The sequence below is a fragment of the Nocardioides agri genome, assembly GCF_013778305.1.
GTDB classification, from domain to species: domain Bacteria; phylum Actinomycetota; class Actinomycetes; order Propionibacteriales; family Nocardioidaceae; genus Nocardioides; species Nocardioides agri.
Genome location: NZ_JACEIC010000001.1, coordinates 153,640 through 170,708, shown reverse-complemented (window position 1 = coordinate 170,708; position 17,069 = coordinate 153,640). Strand labels below are relative to the sequence as shown.

The following is a 17,069-nucleotide window of genomic DNA, read 5'->3' as shown; positions in this document are numbered from 1 at the left end:
AGACCTCTCCGCCCAGCGGTCGCCGTGGTGCACACTTCGCGCATGACGATCCACCCCCTCGCGTCGCCCCTCTCCGCGCCGGCCCGGCCCGAGCTCACGGGCGGCCGCCGCGTCGGCGTCCTGCTCAGCCACGGGTTCACCGGCCAGCCCGCGTCGATGAAGCCGTGGGGCGAGGCGCTCGCCGAGCGCGGGTACGCCGTGGAGGTGCCGCGGCTGCCGGGGCACGGCACCACCTGGGAGGAGCTCAACACGCTGACCTGGGCCGACTGGTACGCCGAGCTCACCTCCGCCTTCGACCGGCTCGTGGCCGACAACGACGCGGTCGTGGTGGGCGGCCTGTCGATGGGTGGCGCGCTGGCGCTGCGGCTCGCGGCCGACCGCCCCGCCGACGTCGCCGGCCTGGTGCTGGTGAACCCGGCGGTCGCGACCAAGCGGCTCGACGTGAAGCTCCTGCCGGTGCTCAAGCACGTGGTGAAGTCGTTCCCGGGCCTGGCCAACGACATCAAGAAGGAGGGCGGCCAGGAGCACGGCTACGACCGCACGCCGCTCAAGGCCATCCACACGCTCTTCCGGGCCTGGCCGTCGCTGGTCGCCGACCTGCCCAGGGTCACGGCGCCGATCCTCTACTTCCGCTCCACCGAGGACCACGTGGTCGACGAGGCGTCGGAGCCGATCATCACGGGCAAGGTCTCCTCGACCGACGTGACCATCGTCCGCCTGGAGAACAGCTACCACGTCGCCACGGTCGACAACGACGCCGACCGGATCTTCGACGAGTCCGCGGCCTTCGTCGCCCGGATCACCGCGGGCTCGTAGCCAGGAGTTCACGGACGGGGCATACGCTCGTGCATGTGCCGGACCCCCGCGACCCGCGCGACGAGCGCGACGACCGCGACAAGACAGCCGACGAGCTCGCCTGGCAGGCGATCGTCGACAACTACGGCGCGCGCGCGGAGCTCGACGAGCCGACCCTCGACGAGCCGACGCCCGACCAGCCGACCGCCGACCGACCGGCGCAGGAGCCTCCGGCCGGGCCGTTCGGGGGCCGGTTCCCCGACGCCAGCGGGTTCGCCGCCAGCGACCGTCCGGAGGAGCTCGGGCCCGACCCGATCGACGACGCGGTGGACGACGAGGTCGAGGGCTTCACCCCTCCGGAGCCGCCGCCGCTCCCCCGCCTGGCCCCCGACCGCGCCATCGCCTGGGCCGGTGTCTTCGGGTCCCCGCTCGTGCTGCTGCTCGCGCTGCTGCTGTCGGTCTCGATCCCGACCTGGCTCGGCTACCTGCTGGTCTGCGGCTTCGTCGGCGGGTTCGTCTACCTCGTCGTCAAGATGCCCCGCGAGCCGCGCGACCCCTGGGACGACGGCGCCCAAGTGTGAGCACTACTGTGCGTCTGTGAGCGCCTCTGAGACCGTCGAGATCACCGGGCACCTGATGGACCACGGGATCCTCTCCCGGGTCCTCGACGACATCCGCGAGTACGGCGGTGACTACACGATCGACAAGTTCGACGTCGGCCGCGAGACCGACGACACCTCGCACGCGGTGATCAACGTGATCGCCGAGGACGAGGAGAGTCTGCAGCGGCTGCTGATGCGGCTCCAGACCCGCGGGGTCAACCAGGTCGACCCGGGTGAGGCGACCACCGCCGTGGCGGAGCGGGACGGCGTCTTCCCCGACCACTTCTACTCGACCACCAACCTCGAGACCCGGGTCCGCGTCGACGGTGCCTGGCTGCGCGTCGGCAACCCCGAGATGGACTGCGGGCTCGTGCTCGAGCGCGACGCCGACGGCAAGGCCACCCGCGTCTACACGCTGCCGATGTCCGACGTACGCGCGGGCATGCTGGTGATCACCGGCGCCGACGGCGTGCACGTCACCGTGCCGACCCCCGACGCGAGCGCGGGCGCGTTCGGCTTCATGGAGTCCGAGGTGTCCTCGGAGAAGCCGCAGGCCGTCCTCGTGCGCCAGGTCGCCGACGGCATGCGCGAGGCGAAGGCCCAGGGCCTGAAGGTCCTGTGGGTCGGTGGTCCGGGCGTCGTCCACACCGGCGCCGCGCCGGCGATGGTCGCGATGGTCAACGCCGGGTACGTCGACGTGCTCTTCGCCGGCAACGCGCTCGCCACCCACGACATCGAGTCGGCGCTCTACGGCACCAGCCTCGGCGTCGACCTGGCGATGGGCCGCGGCGTCGAGCACGGTCACGAGCACCACATCCGCGCGATCAACACGATCCGCAAGGCCGGCTCGATCCGCGAGGCCGTCGAGGCGGGCGTGCTGACCGGCGGCATCATGCACGCGCTGGTCACCCAGGGCAAGGAGTTCGTGCTCGTCGGCTCGGTCCGTGACGACGGTCCGCTGCCCGACGTGCACACCGACGTGATCGACGGCCAGCGCGCCATGCGCGGCCAGCTCGAGGGGGTCGGCTTCTGCCTGATGGTCGCGACCATGCTGCACTCGGTGGCGACCGGCAACATCCTGCCGGCGTCGATCCCGCTGGTGTGCGTGGACATCAACCCGGCGACGGTCACCAAGCTCGCGGACCGCGGCTCCTCGCAGGCCCGCGGCATCGTCACCGACGTGGGGCTGTTCCTCGAGCAGCTTGCCGTCGAGCTCGTGCCCGAGTACCGGCGCTCCTGAACCTCTCCCGGGCCAGGTAGGCCGCGCCCACGGCGCCGGCCTCGGGGCCGAGTCCGGCCCGCACGATCGGCGGCACCACCCGGTGGTCGGCGCCCACGAGCGACTCGCGCATCGCCACCCGGGCCGGCCCGAGCAGCAGGTCGTCGGCGGCCGACAGGCCGCCGCCGACCACGACGATCTCGGGGTCGAAGGCCTCGACCAGGTTGGAGACGCCGATGCCGAGCCACTCACCCACGGACGCGAAGGCCGCCAGCGCGACCGGGTCGCCGGCGCGCGCGGCCTCGGTGATCTCCGGACCGGTGACGTCGTCGGCGCCGTTGTTGGCCCGCACGTGGCGCACCAGCGCGTTGCCGGAGCAGTAGCGCTCCCAGCATCCGATCCCGCCGCACTCACAGGCCTGGCCGTTGGGCACGACCTGCATGTGCCCGAACTCCCCCGCCATGCCGTTGTAGCCGCGGTGCACCGCGCCGTCGAGCACGACCGCGCCACCGATCCCGGTGCCGAGGGTGACGATCAGCGCGTGCTGTGCGTCGCCCACCGCGCCGTACGCGATCTCGGCCCGCGCCGCGCAGTTGGCGTCGTTGTCGAGCACCACGGGCGCGCTCCAGCGCTCGGCCAGCCGGGCCCGCACGCCCTCGTCGCGCCACGGCAGGTGCGGGGCGAAGCGGACCCGCTCCCCCTGGGCGTCGACGAAGCCCGCGGCGGCGATGCCGATCGCCGAGGGGCGGCGTACGCCGGCGATCTCCTCGACCGCCTCGGTCAGCGCGTCCTCGATCAGCTGCGCCTCGACCTGGCGGCCGGGCGTGCTCCGGCGCGCCGTGCGCAGCACCCGGCCGGTCGACGACACCGCGGCGGCCAGCACCTTGGTGCCGCCGATGTCGACGCCGATGAAGAGAGCCATCGCGGTGCCGCTGCTATCGCCGGGAGAGGTCGGCCGCGCCGATCAAGCCGGCCCGGTTGCCCAGCTCGGCCTTGCGGATCCCGGGGATCGGCCGGAAGCCGCGCCCGACGAGCTGGCCGGCGAAGGCCTCCCGCATCGGGTCGAGCAGCAGGTCGTCGGCCTCGCTGACGCCACCGCCGACCACGACGACCTCGGGGTCCAGGATCTCGGTCAGCGACGCGACGCCCTCACCCAGCCAGCGGCCGAGCTCGGCGAGCTGCTGCCGCGCGCCCGCGTCGCCGTCGCGCGCCGCCTCCGTGATGAGCGGCCCGGTGATCTTCTGCAGGTCGCCGCCGGCCCGGCGCAGCATCCCCTGGGCGATCTGCGCGCCGCTCATCGCGAGCGAGCGGGCCTCGCGGACCAGGGCCGAGCCGCTGGCGTACTGCTCGAAGCAGCCGTGCTTGCCGCAGCCGCAGAGGATGCCGTTGGGCACGACGCGCATGTGGCCGATCTCGGCACCGACGCCGTTGGCGCCGCGGTAGACCTCGCCGTCGAGCACCAGGCCGCCACCGACGCCGGTGCCGACCGTGACGAGCAGCAGGTCCTCGGCGTCGCGGCCGGCGCCGAAGGCGAACTCGCCCCACGCCGCCGCGTTGGCGTCGTTCTCGATGACGACCGGCAGCTGCACGCGCTTCTCGAGCTCGCCCTTGAGGTCCTCGTTGCGCCAGGCGACGTTGGGCGCGAAGAGCACGACGGCGCGCGACTTGTCGACGTAGCCGGCCGCGCCTACCCCGACGGTCTCGATCGGGTGCCGCTCACGCAGCTGGGTCACCAGGCCGGCGATGGCCTCCTCGATCGCCTCCGCGTCGGTCGCGGGCGACTCGACCCGCAGCTCCTCGATGATCACCCCGTCCAGGTCGACCACGCCCCCGGCGATCTTCGTCCCACCGACGTCGATCCCACACGCCAGGCTCATCGGTCTCCCTCCTCGGAGTTCTCGTTCGTGTCGTCGGGCCAGTCCGCCGGCCCGTCGTCGAGGTCGATGTGCTCGACCCCGCTGCGGTGGCCCTGCTGCCCGGCCTGACCGGGCACCGTCGTGGCCAGCATGGCGGATGCGGCCTGCAACAGCGAGGCCGCCGCGCTCGTCAGCTGGGCCCGGACCTCCGGGCTGGTCTGCCGCAGCGCATGCACCGTACGGCAGACCGGGCACCAGCGGCACTCCGCCGCTCCGGTCGCCAGGTGCTGGTCGACGTCGCGGGCGGTGCGCGCCGCGTGGTCGGCGAACCCGGCCACCGTGTGCCCGAGGTCCGCGCCCTGGTCCTTGGCCCAGTCCGACAGCGCGCCCAGGAGCTTCGCCGCCTCCTCCGCGACCGTCCCGACCTGCTCGTCGTGCTCGTCGTGCTCGTCCCCGCTCACGTCACCTCCCTGACTCGTCAACGGGGTCCTCGACGAACCGCACCTGCAGTTCCCCCTGCTCCACCCGCGCTCCGGCGATGCGATGGCGAGCCAGTCCGGACGGAAGCGTGAGCAGCCGACGATACGATCCCACGGTCACGACCAGGTCGTCGCCGTTGCGCGCCAGGTGGACCTCCGCGCGCGAGACCAGCGGCAGCGAGAGCCGCAGCACGGCCCCGTGCTCGCCGGTCGTCACGCTGAACGGCCCCCGGGCCTTCGTGCTCGCGAGCGGGTCGGCGCCGTCGTACAGGTCTGCGGCCAGGGCGGCGAGCGCGTCCACACCGACCGGCTCGCCCGGCTGGTACGGCGAGCGCCAGATCGGCAGCCCGGCGAAGGACTCCGCGACCCGCTCGAGCACCTCGTCCTGCGCGAGCACCCAGCCGGCGCGCCAGTCGTCGGCGCCGTCGGCCGGGAAGACCCGGTTGGCGACGACGCCGTCGACGCGGTAGCCGAAGAGCGAGAGCATCGTGTAGGAGCGCCGGGCCTCGGCGAGCACGACGTTCTCGGGCGTCAGCACGATCCGGACGCTGGCCTCGGGGCCGCTGAGCAGCGCCCGCACCTCCTCCAGCTCCGCGTGCAGCCGCTCGAGTGCGTCGAAGACCGTGTCGCCGGGCATCGGCACCCCGGCCGCGCGGCTGAGCACGGGCCGCAGCGCCTTGACCACCCGCCGCTCGACCGGCAGCACCCGGTGCATGTACCAGCCCAGGGCCTCGGGCAGCGCCAGCAGCCGCAGCGTCTCGGCGGTGGGTGCGCAGTCGACGACGATCACGTCCCAGCCGCCGGAGAGCGCCTGGATGCGCAGCTCGAGCAGCGCCAGCACCTCCTCGGCGCCGGGGATGACCGTGAGCTCCTCGGCGGCGACCGGGTCGAGGCCGGCGACGTCGAGGACCGAGAGCAGGTAGCGCTGGATCTCCTGCCAGGACTGCTCGAAGCGCAGCTGCGCGTCGACCTGCTGGACGAAGAGCCGGTCGGCCACCTCGGTCGGCTCGGCGCCGATGGAGCCGGGCGCGCAGCCGTAGGCGTCGGCCAGCGAGTGGGCGGCATCGGTGGAGAGCACCAGCGTGCGCTGCCCGCCGGCAGCCGCCAGGGCGGCGGTCCCGGCCGCGACGGTCGACTTGCCGACGCCGCCCTTGCCGGTGAAGAGGATGATGCGCACGCGGGCTACGCGAGCGACTCGACGCGCTTCTTGAGGCCCTTGAGCGCGGTGTCGATGAGGATCTTCTCGCCCTTGCGCTTGAGCATCCCGATCAGCGGGATCGACACGTCGAGCGCCAGCCGGTAGGTCACCTCGGTCGAGCCGTTGCCGAGGTCCTTGAGCGTGTAGGCACCGTCGAGCGCGCGCAGCATCTTGCCCTCGACGAGGGTCCAGGTGACCTCGTCGTAGCCGTCCCACTCGTAGGCGAGCGTGTACTCGTCCTTGATCGGGCTGACGTCGAGCGCGAAGAACACCTGGTCGGCCCAGCCGTCCTCGTCGGCGGCGACGACGTCGGCGCGGATCACGCCCTTGGCCCACTCGGGGTAGGCCGCGAAGTCGCCGATGACGTTCATGATGTCGGCGGGAGGCGCGTCGATCACGATCGACGAGGTCGTCTGCTCAGCCATCTGGCACCCCTGCACTCGGTCGTCGTGGTCTCGTCGTCGAGCTCGTCGTCGGGCTCGTGGTGGCGGTCGGGCAGCGAGCGTACCGGATGGGCTGCCGCCCGGCTCTAGCGATAGCCTCGGCCCGTGCGTGAGTTCTCCACCCCCATGACGACCGACATCCCCGCCACGGGGAACCTCACCGACGACGTCGTCACGAACGCCCGGGACCGCGCGTCGTCCGTGCAGTTCAGCCGACGCTCCGTCGCGACGGGCGCGTGGGAGGACGTCACGATGGCGCAGTTCCTCGCCGAGGTGAGCGGCGTCGCCAAGGGCCTGATCGCGGCCGGCATCGAGCCCGGCGACCGGGTCGCGCTCATCTCGAAGACCCGCTACGAGTGGACGCTGTTCGACTACGCGATCTGGTTCGCCGGCGCGGTCACGGTGCCGATCTACGAGACCTCCTCGTCCGAGCAGGTGCACTGGATCCTGTCGGACTCCGGCGCGCGCGCGGTCGTCGCCGAGAGCGCGGAGCACCTCGCCCGGGTGGCCGAGTCGCGCGCCGACCTCGACCAGCTCAACCACGTCTGGTCGATCGCCGACAACGCCGTCGACACGCTCACCAGGCTCGGCGGCGACATCAGCGACGAGGAGCTCGAGAAGCGCCGTACGACGGCCGGGCCCGCGGACCCCGCCACGCTGATCTACACCTCGGGCACGACCGGCCGACCCAAGGGCTGCGTGCTCACCCACGGCAACTTCATGTTCGAGCTCGGCGTGGCCGTCGACGAGCTCGAGCGGCTCTTCCACGACGACAGCGGCTCCACGCTGCTGTTCCTGCCGCTGGCCCACGTGTTCGCGCGGATCATCCAGGTCGGCTGCGTGAAGTCGCGGACCCGGATGGGCCACACCGCCGACATCAAGCAGCTGCTGCCCGACCTCGCGGAGTTCCGGCCGACGTTCATCCTCGCGGTCCCGCGCGTCTTCGAGAAGGTCTTCAACACCGCCTCGCAGCGCGCCACGGCCGACGGTCGCGGCAAGATCTTCGACGCCGCCGCCGAGGCCGCGATCGCCTACTCCCGCGGCCTCGAGAGGGGCAAGGTGCCGCTCGCGATCCGCGCCAAGCACGCGGTCTTCGACAAGCTCGTATACGGCAAGCTGCGCACGGCGCTGGGCGGCAAGTGCCTCTACGCCGTGTCCGGCGGCGCCCCCCTCGGCGAGCGGCTCGGCCACTTCTACCGCGGCATCGGGCTCGTGGTGCTCGAGGGCTACGGGCTCACCGAGACCACCGCGGCCCTGACCGCCAACCTCCCCGACGCCACGAAGATCGGCACGGTCGGCCGGCCGCTGCCCGGCACCGCCGTCCGCGTCGCCGACGACGGCGAGCTGATGTTCAAGGGCGGCCAGGTCATGGCCGGCTACTGGCGCAACGAGCAGGCGACCGCCGAGGTGCTGGAGGCGGACGGCTGGTTCCACACCGGCGACCTCGGCGAGGTCGACGACGAGGGCTTCGTGCGGATCACCGGGCGCAAGAAGGAGATCCTCGTGACCGCCGGCGGCAAGAACGTCGCCCCGGCCGTGCTCGAGGACCGGCTGCGCAGCCACCTGCTGGTCGACCAGTGCATCGTCGTCGGCGACGGCGAGCCGTTCATCGGCGCGCTGGTCACCCTCGACCGCGAGGCGCTCCCGCTGTGGGCCGAGCAGCACGGCAAGAGCACCGACCTGGCGCGCCTGGTCGACGACGCCGACCTGCAGGCGGAGATCCAGGCGGCGGTCGACGAGGCCAACAAGGCCGTCTCGCGCGCGGAGTCGATCCGCAAGTTCGCCGTGCTCCCGGACGAGTGGACCGAGGAGGGCGGGCAGCTGACCCCGAGCCTCAAGCTCAAGCGCAACGTCGTGATGCGCGAGTTCCGCGACGAGGTCGCGGCGCTCTACCGCTGAGCAGGGCTGTCGGCGGGCTCGCTCACCGAGGCGTTGAGGGCGGTCGCGAAGCCCGTCCACGCGAGGTACGGCGTGAGCAGCGCGGCCGCGACCGGATCCTCACGACGCAGGGTCGCGATCTCGGCGGCCAGCACGGCGTCGAGGGTGGCGATCACGGCGACCGACGCCCTCTTCTCCCGGGCGCCGAAGAACACCCCGGGCCAGGCCGCGTTGAGCGCGAGCTGCGCCAGGTGCAGGCGTCTGGCCCGCGGTGACGCGGCGTGCACGCGCCAGCCCGCGACCGCGATGGCGGCGTAGAGCGCGGTCCACACCGGCCCGAAGGCCGCGGCGGGCGGCGCCCAGCCCGGCTTGTCCAGGCGGGCGTAGGTGCTCGGCGCGTTGCGGGAGCCCAGGCCGCCGAGGCCGGCTGCGGCGACCACGGGCAGGACCGCGAAGGCGAGACGTCGGGTGTTCACCACTCCTGCCTACCTGGCCGGGTCAAGCGATCCGGGCCGCGAGACCGGTGAGAGCGGCGTCCAGGTCGTCGGCGACCACGACATCGTCGAGCACCTCGCGCCGGATGAAGCCCGCGTCGACGAGACCGCCGAGGGCGTCGAGGAACGGCGTCCAGAACCCGCCCTGGTCGAGGAAGCCGACCGGGTCGTCGTTGAAGCCGATGTGCCGCCAGCTCCAGACCTCGATGATCTCCTCGAGGGTGCCGAGGCCGCCGGGCAGGCAGAGGAACGCGTCGGCGAGCTCGGCCATCAGCGCCTTGCGCTGGTGCATGGTCTCGACCACGTGGGTCTCGGTCAGGTCGTCGCGGCCCCACTCCCGCTCGACCATCGAGCGCGGGATCACGCCGATGACCTCGCCGCCGGCGTCCAGCGCGCCCTGCGAGACCTCGCGCATCAGCCCGAACCCGCCCGCGCCGTAGACCAGCCCGATGCCGCGCTCCGCCAGGCCGCGGCCCACGTCGTACGCCGCGCGCGACCACGCGGGGTCGACGCCGGGGCTCGAACCGCAGAAGACCGCGACGCGTCGGATGGCTCCAGGCACGGGCCGAGTCTAGGGACGCAGCTGCTCGGCGATCGCGATCCGGGTCAGCGCCGTCGGGTGGGAGCCGAACCAGAGCTGGGACAGTCGCGGCGGCTCGGGGTCGGCGAGCGAGCGCAGCGCGAGCTGGCGCTGCACGGCGATGAACGCGTCGCTGTCGCGGGTCGCGAGCAGGGCGTCGACGTCCGCGCGGGTCTCGATCTGCCGGCTGATGGTGTTCTGGACCGGCGAGGCGAGCAGGGTGCCGACCGCCAGCAGCGCGAGCAGCAGCGGCACGACCTCGGGCTCCCGCAGCGGGGGCCGGCCGCGAGCTGCCAGGGCGCCGAGCACCAGGGCGAGCAGGCCGACGCCGAACACGGCCCCGGCCGCGCCGAGGAGCGACCCGACCAGCACGTCGTCGTGCTTGGCGTGCCCGAGCTCGTGGGCGACGACCGACAGGACCTGGGCGCGCGGCACGTCGTCGACGAGGTTGTCGTAGAGCACCACCCGTCGGGTGCTGCCGAAGCCGGAGACGTAGGCGTTGAGCGTCGTCGTGCGCCGTGACGCGTCCGCCACGAGCACGTCGTCGACGGGCACGCCCTCCCGGTCGGCGAGGTCCAGGATCTCGGCGCGCAGCGAGCCCTCCGGGAGCGGCGTGAAGTCGTTGAAGATCGGCTCGACGACGATCGGGTAGACGAACGAGCCGACCAGCACCAGGACGCCCAGCAGCGCGCCCGCGACCGCCGGCCAGGCGCGGGGCCAGCGCCGGGCGCAGCCGACGAGCACCAGCGCCAGCAGGGAGGTGGCGACGATGGCGACGGCCTGGCCGCGCAGGACGTCGGCGGCGAAGCCGCCCCAGCCCTGGGTGCTCAGCCCGTGGTCGAGCGCGTGCTTGCGCAGCGCGATCCCGAACGGCAGCGTCACGACGCGGCCGGCCAGCTCGACCGCGGCCACCGCGAGCACCACCCGCACCCACCACCAGCCGGGCATCCGGCCGACCAGCCGCGGACCCCACCGGCTGAAGCCCAGCCAGCAGGAGAACGCCAGCGAGACCGCCAGCGAGCTCCAGCTCCACAGCCGCGACCAGTTGGCGAAGTGCTCGCCCGCGCGGACCTGCTCGGCCGTGAAGACCGAGGTGGCCGGCACCGGGTCGGGCGTGCCGCCCGGCACCGGGCTCCACGGCACCAGCAGCGCGGCGAGCACGACGAACGCCATGCCGCCGACCGCGGCGACGACCAGCGCCACCCGGCGCTCGCTCACCGCGCGAGCTCCGTCAGCTCCGCGCGCCAGTCGTCGGTGAGCCGGTCCAGCGTCATGCCCGTCGTCGCGGGCAGCGCCTCCTCGATCGGCTGGCCCCGGTCGACGGCGCGGTAGAAGCGCACCAGCGCATCCTCCCCCGCCTCCTGGGCGACCAGCCGGGCCGCGAGCCAGGCGCTCTCGTAGGTCGCGCCCAGGCGAGGAGTGCGGTCGCCGAATGCGGCGCCGTCCGGCAGCCCGCTCGGTGCGCCGTCCCGGCGCACCTGCTTGATGATCTGCGCCGCGGCCCGCTCGTCCGGCAGGCCGGTGTCGCGCAGCGCGACGTAGTCGGCGAAGCCCTCCAGCAGCCACAGCGGGGTGCCGCTGTCCCACGCGCCGGTGGCGACGTGGGTGGCCTCGTGGCTCATCACCACCTGGGCGCCCGTGCGCCGCAGTCCGTCGTAGACGTCGGGGTTGGCGAAGACGTGCACCGACGCGTCTGGCACCTGCGAGCCGTCGGCGGAGGTGGTGACGGCGGCGATCTGGTCGTAGCTGCCGGGCTCGGCGCCGAGCGCCCGCTCCAGGTCCGCCGACGACCCCGGCACCTCGACGACGAGGCCGCGTCGCCAGTCCGGCAGCACCCGGCGGACCACGGGCACCGCAGCCTCCGCCCGGGCGGCGTAGCGGTCCGCCTCGGCCGCCGCACCGTCGACCAGCACGAGGGTCCGCGGCGTACGCCGGACCTCGACCGGCCCGGAGAGCCAGACCGGCTCGATCCCGCCGCTGCCGCCGAACCCGGCCAGCGCCACCCGGTCGTCCTCCTCGACGAGCCGGGCGCGGACCTCGGCGGACGAGGCGGTCGGGTCGAAGCCGCGGAATCGCCAGGTCGCGTCCACCGCGGCCGTCCACGCCCCGTCGGCCGCGGGCGCACCCTGGTCATCGACGTAGCGCAGCGTGAAGTCATCGACGCGCAGCCGGTCGGCGTTGTCGACGAGCGCGGCGAGCAGGTCGCCGGCGGCGTTGTCGCCGGTCGGCGCCAGCGCGCGGGCCGCCTCGGCGTCGCCGGCGCGCACGGCGTCCTCGAAGGCCGCCAGCGTCGCGGTGGCCCCGGCCGGGTCGACCTCGGGGCGCGCGGCGGCGGTCGGGGTCGGGGCGACGTAGGTGTCGTCGTCGACGACCGCCCGCACCAGCAGCCCGGCGGCGACCAGGACACAGAGCGACAGGCCGGCCACCCACCAGCGTGGGCGACCGGCCTGTCGAGGCTGGTCCGAGGTGCTCACCCCGGAATTGTGCCGGTGCGGGCCTAGCCGGGCCGAACTGCGCCGGAGTACGGCATCGAGCCCACGGCGGAGACGACGACACCGGTGCCCGGGTTGGCGGCGTGCACGATCATGCCGTTGCCGATGTAGAGGGCGACGTGGCTGACCGGGCTGTAGTAGAAGACGAGGTCTCCCGGCTGCAGGTCGCTCATCGCGATGTGCGGGCCGGAGCCGGTCTGGGCGCTCGACGAGTGCGGCAGCGCGACGCCCGCCTGCGCCCAGGCCATCATCGTGAGACCGGAGCAGTCGAAGGCGCTCGGGCCGGCGGCGCCGTAGACGTAGGAGTCACCGACCTGGGCGAGCGCGTAGGCGATCGCGGCGGCGGCCCGGCCGGAGGCCGGCACGTCGGCGGGCGCCCGGACGACGCCGCGGGAGAGGATCTCCTCGCGCTCCTTCGCCTTGAGGTCGTCGAGCAGGCCCTTGGCCTGGGCGAGCTTCTTGTCGGCGGTCGCCTTCTCCGCGGCCAGCTTCTTCTGCAGGTCGGCGACCTGGTCGGCGCGCCGCTCCGTGGCGGCCTGGCGCAGGCCGAGCGCCTGGGCCTCGGTGGCGTAGCGGTCGAAGAGGTCGGACTGCAGGTCGTTGAACGCCGACATGGTCGAGAGCTCCGCGAGGAACGACTTCGGGTCGTCGGAGACGACGACCTGGCCGACGTTCGAGAGGCTCTCGCCCTGGTACTGGCGCACGACGGAGTCGCTGACCTGCGTGCGGACCTCCTGGAAGTCCTGGTCCTGACGCTTCTCGTCGGCGCGCAGCAGCGTGAGGTCGCGCTCGAGCTCCTTGAGCTCCAGCTTGGCGTCGTTGTAGCGCTCCGACGCCTGCTCCGCCTCGTGGTAGAGGCGGTCCACCCGGGCCTGGACGTCGCCGATGTCCGGCTCGGCCTGAGCGGGGGTCGAGGGCATGAGCCCGACGACAGCGATCATGGCGCAGCCGGAGACGATGGTGACCAGTCGCTTCCGGTTCTGCTTGTTCCGGCTCGGCACGAGCAGGGGTTCTCCTTGTACGTCGTACGCCTACCGGGTGAGCTGACGGATTCGGGCACGACATTTGCCCTACCCCGGTTCGGCCGTGGCCTCCCCGGTGATTCACCCCTGGCGCCAGACAGGCTGGCACCGATGGTTCCCCGGCTCCGGGCCGCCCGACGGGTCGGTTGGTCCGGACTCAGCGCGGTGGCCGCGCAGATCCGAGTGATCCACGTCCCCGGCCACCTGAGCGACCGAGGCTACGCAAGAGGTGGCCCGGTCGCCAAACCTTCCATCGGCAACACGCCGGTTTTTTATAGAGAGTTTGTGCGTGCTCCGTGCCGAAAGCCTGCGTTCGCGGCTCACCTGTCACACACATCACACCTGCCCCAGGAGTCCCGTGGTCAGGCGGACTCCATGTGCGGTGGGTCGACGGACTGGACCAGCCGCAACGGCGGCACCAGGCCCCCGGCCGCGAGGACGACGAGGGCCCGCTGCTCGTCGTCGCCGAAGGTGAGCTCGGGGGGCGGGCCGAGCAGGACGGTGACCACGCAGTCGTGGCAGTGCAACCCGCGGACCTCGCAGGTGTCGCAGTCGATTCTCGTGCTCATGGGGACACCGTGACAGGGCCCACCGACAACGGCCCGGCCGGCGTGTCGCGCCCTCAGCGCGCGATCAGCCCGAGCAGCGCGTCGGGGTCGACCACCCGGGCGCCGGCGGCCGCGACGTCGGTGGCCACCGCGCGGTCGGCGGTCACGACCACGACCACCCGACCCTGCGGCTCGACCGAGACCAGGTCGCGCACCACGTCGTCGGCGAGCACGCCGCGCGGGCTGTAGAGCACGCGGACGCCGCGCGGCGCGACGACCGGTGGCCGGTGGTCGGTCTCCGCCGCGTCGAAGACCAGCGTCGTCTCTGCCCCCGTGCGGGCGACGAGGGCGGCCAGCGACCCGGCGAGCCGGTTGCGCTGCGCCTCCAGCGACGAGCTCGGCCAGGCCCGCTTGCTGACGTTGTAGCCGTCGACGATCAGCCGCGCGCGCGGCATCGCCAGCAGCTGGTCGAGCAGGCCCGGGTGCGCCGCTCCCATCGCGCCGGCCGAGCTCGGCGTACGCACGCCGGCCTCGGCCACGTCGGCGACGACGCGGTCGGCGGGCACGCCCTCGACCGGCGGGAGCGCGAGCTCGCGCCGCAGCCCGGTCGCGGCGTCGATCACGGTCTCCAGCAGCAGCCGGGCGCGCATCGTGACCTCGTCGCGCTCCGAGCGCGCGACCCGCTTCGCCTGGGCACCCTCGGCGTCCCGGCGCTCCACCTCGGTGCGCAGCCGCCGGTTCTCCTTCTCCAGCGCGCCGACCCGGCCCTCGACCTCCGCGCGCAGCGCGGCGAGCTCAGCGGTGGCCCGCTCGGCCACCTCCCGCGCGTCCCGCTCGGCCGCGCGCGCCTCGCCGACCTTGCGGCGCAGGCCGGTGTGCTCGGCCTTGTGCCGGTCCTCGAGCTCGCGCTGGCCGGCCCTCAGCTCCCGCACGGTCTCCTCGGTCTCGGCGAGCCGGGCGCGCAGCCGCTCGAGCTCCCGGTCCCGCTGGTCGGGCGGCGCGACGGCGGCGACCCGGGCGGCGCGCTCCGCGACGAGCTCGGCCCAGCCCTCCGGTCGCGTCATCCAGGCCCGCGCGGCCACCGCGACGTCGTCCTCGGCCGCCGGCTCCGGGCGCGCGGCGACCTGCACCCCGGCGCGCTCGCGGAACTCCTCGTCGCCGAGCGCCTCGCCGATCGCGGTCGCCCCGAGCCGGGCCCGGCGCGCCGGCGCGAACGTCGCGACCCGTCGTACGCCGGGCGGCAGCTGCGGCACGTCGGGCAGCACCTCGGCGACCTGGGCGACCACGCGCAGCCGGACCGGCTCCGGCAGATCCGTCAGCGCGGGCCCGGCCGCGCCGGTCACGGCTCCACCGGCTGGTGGCGCGGCACCAGCTCGATCGCGTCGGAGCGGCCGCACCAGCGGCAGGTGACCGTCTCGACGGACTCGTCGTGCACCTCGGTCGACTCCACCTGGTGCGAGCCGGCCAGGTCGAAGTGCCAGAACTCGGTCGTCCGACGGGTCCGGGTGACGTCGAAGCGCGTGAGGTTGCCGCAGCCCGAGCAGCGCCAGCGCAGGTCGTCGGGGATGGCAGGCATCGCGGCTCCTCTCTGGTCCCGCTGCATGGTGGGCCGAGCGTAGTCCGCGCGTCCTCCCCAGCGATGTCGGTGGCCGGATCTAGCGTCGTCGGCATGAGCAGCGGCGTCCAGCGTGCGACCTCCCGGTGGGAGTCGCAACGCACTTTCGACGAGCTGGGCCGCCCGTTGCGCGACATCACGTTCTGCGTCGTCGACCTCGAGACCACCGGTGGGTCGGCCGAGGGCGGCTCGATGATCACCGAGATCGGCGCGGTCAAGGTCCGCGGCGGCGAGGTGCTCGGCGAGTTCCAGACGCTGGTCAACCCGCGCACCGAGATCCCGGCGTTCATCGCGGTGCTGACCGGCATCACCAACGGCATGGTCGCCGACGCGCCACCGATCGAGTCGGCGCTGCCGGCGTTCCTCGAGTTCGCCACCGGCTCCGTGCTGGTGGCCCACAACGCCCCCTTCGACGTCGGCTTCCTGCGCTACTTCGCCGAGCAGCAGGGCCGCGCCTGGCCGTCGTTCGAGGTGCTCGACACCGCCCGGCTCGCCCGCCGCGTGGTGACCCGCGACGACGCGCCCAACTGCAAGCTGTCGTCGCTCGCAAAGGCGTTCGGGTCGCCGACCACCCCCAACCACCGCGCGCTCCAGGACGCCCGGGCCACCGTCGACGTGCTCCACGGGCTCATGGAGCGGCTCGGCGGCGTCGGCGTCCAGACGCTCGAGGAGCTGCAGACGTTCTCGGCGCGGGTGACGACCGCCCAGCGCAAGAAGCGGCACCTCGCCGAGGGACTCCCCCACGCACCCGGCGTCTACCTCTTCCGCGACGAGCGCGCCCGGGTCCTCTACGTCGGCACCTCGCGCGACCTGCGCACCCGCGTGCGGTCCTACTTCACCGCCTCGGAGACGCGCTCCCGGATGGGCGAGATGGTCGGCATCGCGAGTCGCGTCGACGGCATCGAGTGCGCGACCGCCCTCGAGGCCGAGGTCCGCGAGCTGCGGCTGATCGCCGAGCACAAGCCGCGCTACAACCGGCGCTCCCGGTTCCCGGAGAAGGTGCACTTCGTCAAGCTCACCCGCGAGCCCTGGCCCCGGCTGTCGCTGGTGCGCCGCGTGCTCGACGACGACGCCGACTACCTCGGCCCGTTCTCGTCGAAGAAGGCTGCCGAGAAGTGCCTGGCGGCACTCCACGACACGTTCCCGATCCGCCAGTGCTCCGACCGGATCGCCCGCGACCCGAGCGTCGGCGGCCGCAGCCCGTGCGTGCTCGCCGAGATGCAGCGGTGCCTCTCCCCCTGCGACGGCAGCGTCGACGCCACGGCGTACGCCGCGGTCGTGCGGCAGCTGCGCGACTCGCTGCTGCGCCGCCCCGACGACGTGGTCGACGCGATCAACGCCCGGATGAGCGTCCTGGCCGGCGACGAGCGGTTCGAGGAGGCGGGCGTCCACCGCGACCGGCTCGCCGCGTTCGTGCGGGCCGCCGCGCGCACCCAGCGGCTCGCCGCGCTGACCCGCTGCCCCGAGGTCGTCGCGGCGCGGCGCGAGGACGACGGCCGGTGGGCGGTGCACGTGGTGCGCCACGGCCGGCTGGCCGCGGCCGGCGTGATCCCCTCCGGCGCCGACGCGCAGGCCTACGTCGCCGGACTCCGCGAGTCGGCGGAGACGGTGCGACCCGGCCCGGGCCCGGTGCCGGCGGCGACCGCGGAGGAGACCGAGAAGGTGCTGCGCTGGCTGGAGTCCCCCGGCATCCGGCTGGTCGACGTCGACGGCGAGTGGACCTGCCCGGTCGCCGGCGCCACCCGGCATCTCGCGATCCACGACGCGGTCAACCAGTCCCGGCTCTCCCTCGTGCCCTTCGGCGAGCGCCGCGAGCTCGGCACCGTGCACCAGCCTGCGCGGTAGGGC

General features: G+C 73.7%; 18 protein-coding genes and 1 riboswitch. Of the genes, 5 read left to right on the top strand and 13 right to left on the bottom strand.

The annotated features are described in order from the left end of the window. Positions 1-42 precede the first annotated feature (42 nt). The 3 genes from HZF07_RS01010 to HZF07_RS01000 are packed head-to-tail and all read left to right on the top strand — an operon-like array spanning position 43 to position 2,637. Entirely contained in the window at positions 43-816 is a 774-nt protein-coding gene (locus HZF07_RS01010) for an alpha/beta hydrolase (RefSeq protein ID WP_157346310.1), read from the top strand. Between the two features lie 35 nt (positions 817-851). Further along, a complete protein-coding gene (locus HZF07_RS24270) occupies positions 852-1,376 on the top strand; it encodes a hypothetical protein (RefSeq protein ID WP_157346308.1) in 525 nt (174 codons plus the stop codon). 16 nt (positions 1,377-1,392) lie between these two features. Continuing rightward, positions 1,393-2,637, top strand: coding sequence for an ornithine cyclodeaminase, nickel-pincer nucleotide-dependent (locus HZF07_RS01000; protein WP_181644603.1), 1,245 nt, complete (start codon positions 1,393-1,395; stop codon positions 2,635-2,637). On the opposite strand, the gene HZF07_RS00995 is transcribed toward HZF07_RS01000, so the two are convergent. Genes HZF07_RS00995 through HZF07_RS00975 form a run of 5 tightly spaced genes read right to left on the bottom strand, consistent with a single transcriptional unit; the run spans position 2,570 to position 6,574 of the window. After that, complete coding sequence (locus HZF07_RS00995; protein WP_157346306.1) at positions 2,570-3,538, bottom strand: ROK family protein; 969 nt, start codon at positions 3,536-3,538, stop codon at positions 2,570-2,572. The two genes, HZF07_RS01000 and HZF07_RS00995, sit on opposite strands and share 68 nt — an antisense overlap. 13 nt (positions 3,539-3,551) lie before the next feature. Next, the gene (locus HZF07_RS00990; protein WP_157346304.1) at positions 3,552-4,493 is read right to left on the bottom strand and encodes an ROK family glucokinase; all 942 of its coding nucleotides are present in this window, start codon (positions 4,491-4,493) and stop codon (positions 3,552-3,554) included. Then, complete coding sequence (locus tag HZF07_RS00985; protein ID WP_157346302.1) at positions 4,490-4,933, bottom strand: hypothetical protein; 444 nt, start codon at positions 4,931-4,933, stop codon at positions 4,490-4,492. The genes HZF07_RS00990 and HZF07_RS00985 overlap by 4 nt, the downstream gene beginning before the upstream one ends. A gap of 1 nt (position 4,934) precedes the next feature. Continuing rightward, positions 4,935-6,128 (bottom strand): ArsA family ATPase, encoded by a 1,194-nt coding sequence (locus HZF07_RS00980; protein WP_181644602.1) that lies wholly within the window; start codon positions 6,126-6,128, stop codon positions 4,935-4,937. 5 nt (positions 6,129-6,133) lie between these two features. Further along, complete coding sequence (locus HZF07_RS00975; protein WP_157346300.1) at positions 6,134-6,574, bottom strand: SRPBCC family protein; 441 nt, start codon at positions 6,572-6,574, stop codon at positions 6,134-6,136. Between the two features lie 123 nt (positions 6,575-6,697). Between HZF07_RS00975 and HZF07_RS00970 the strand changes: the two genes are divergently transcribed. Then, positions 6,698-8,491 carry an AMP-dependent synthetase/ligase gene (locus HZF07_RS00970; protein ID WP_181644601.1) on the top strand — a complete coding sequence of 598 codons (1,794 nt, stop codon included), beginning with the start codon at positions 6,698-6,700 and terminating at the stop codon, positions 8,489-8,491. Here the strand turns inward: HZF07_RS00970 and HZF07_RS00965 are convergent. From HZF07_RS00965 to HZF07_RS00930, 8 genes are all read right to left on the bottom strand, one after another. Beyond that, the gene (locus HZF07_RS00965; RefSeq protein WP_181644600.1) at positions 8,482-8,946 is read right to left on the bottom strand and encodes a TspO/MBR family protein; all 465 of its coding nucleotides are present in this window, start codon (positions 8,944-8,946) and stop codon (positions 8,482-8,484) included. The genes HZF07_RS00970 and HZF07_RS00965 overlap by 10 nt on opposite strands. Before the next feature lie 22 nt (positions 8,947-8,968). Further along, positions 8,969-9,526, bottom strand: coding sequence for an LOG family protein (locus tag HZF07_RS00960; protein ID WP_309504198.1), 558 nt, complete (start codon positions 9,524-9,526; stop codon positions 8,969-8,971). Between the two features lie 9 nt (positions 9,527-9,535). Beyond that, positions 9,536-10,762 carry a M48 family metallopeptidase gene (locus tag HZF07_RS00955; protein WP_309504196.1) on the bottom strand — a complete coding sequence of 409 codons (1,227 nt, stop codon included), beginning with the start codon at positions 10,760-10,762 and terminating at the stop codon, positions 9,536-9,538. Further along, positions 10,759-12,018 (bottom strand): hypothetical protein, encoded by a 1,260-nt coding sequence (locus tag HZF07_RS00950; protein ID WP_157346298.1) that lies wholly within the window; start codon positions 12,016-12,018, stop codon positions 10,759-10,761. Before HZF07_RS00950 ends, HZF07_RS00955 begins: the two co-directional genes overlap by 4 nt. 23 nt (positions 12,019-12,041) lie before the next feature. Continuing rightward, complete coding sequence (locus HZF07_RS00945) at positions 12,042-13,037, bottom strand: C40 family peptidase (RefSeq protein WP_309504194.1); 996 nt, start codon at positions 13,035-13,037, stop codon at positions 12,042-12,044. Between the two features lie 12 nt (positions 13,038-13,049). After that, a riboswitch (cyclic di-AMP (ydaO/yuaA leader) is annotated at positions 13,050-13,231 on the bottom strand. A gap of 189 nt (positions 13,232-13,420) precedes the next feature. After that, the gene (locus tag HZF07_RS00940) at positions 13,421-13,627 is read right to left on the bottom strand and encodes a hypothetical protein (protein ID WP_157346296.1); all 207 of its coding nucleotides are present in this window, start codon (positions 13,625-13,627) and stop codon (positions 13,421-13,423) included. A gap of 53 nt (positions 13,628-13,680) precedes the next feature. After that, a complete protein-coding gene (locus HZF07_RS24265) occupies positions 13,681-14,949 on the bottom strand; it encodes an NYN domain-containing protein (RefSeq protein ID WP_157346294.1) in 1,269 nt (422 codons plus the stop codon). Further along, on the bottom strand, positions 14,946-15,182 hold the full coding sequence (locus HZF07_RS00930; protein WP_157346292.1) for a hypothetical protein: 237 nt from the start codon (positions 15,180-15,182) through the stop codon (positions 14,946-14,948). Before HZF07_RS00930 ends, HZF07_RS24265 begins: the two co-directional genes overlap by 4 nt. A 93-nt stretch (positions 15,183-15,275) precedes the next feature. On the opposite strand from HZF07_RS00930, the gene HZF07_RS00925 reads away from it, so the two are divergent. Beyond that, complete coding sequence (locus tag HZF07_RS00925; RefSeq protein WP_157346290.1) at positions 15,276-17,066, top strand: DEDD exonuclease domain-containing protein; 1,791 nt, start codon at positions 15,276-15,278, stop codon at positions 17,064-17,066. The last annotated feature ends 3 nt before the right edge of the window (positions 17,067-17,069 follow it).

Bases quoted from the DNA above. Each gene is read 5' to 3' on its own strand.
- HZF07_RS00940 (WP_157346296.1), bottom strand. From the start codon at position 13,627: ATGAGCACGAGAATCGACTGCGACACCTGCGAGGTCCGCGGGTTGCAC.
- HZF07_RS01010 (WP_157346310.1), top strand. From the start codon at position 43: ATGACGATCCACCCCCTCGCGTCGCCCCTCTCCGCGCCGGCCCGGCCC.
- HZF07_RS00930 (WP_157346292.1), bottom strand. From the start codon at position 15,182: ATGCCTGCCATCCCCGACGACCTGCGCTGGCGCTGCTCGGGCTGCGGC.
- HZF07_RS00995 (WP_157346306.1), bottom strand. From the start codon at position 3,538: ATGGCTCTCTTCATCGGCGTCGACATCGGCGGCACCAAGGTGCTGGCC.
- HZF07_RS00990 (WP_157346304.1), bottom strand. From the start codon at position 4,493: ATGAGCCTGGCGTGTGGGATCGACGTCGGTGGGACGAAGATCGCCGGG.
- HZF07_RS00925 (WP_157346290.1), top strand. From the start codon at position 15,276: ATGAGCAGCGGCGTCCAGCGTGCGACCTCCCGGTGGGAGTCGCAACGC.
- HZF07_RS00975 (WP_157346300.1), bottom strand. From the start codon at position 6,574: ATGGCTGAGCAGACGACCTCGTCGATCGTGATCGACGCGCCTCCCGCC.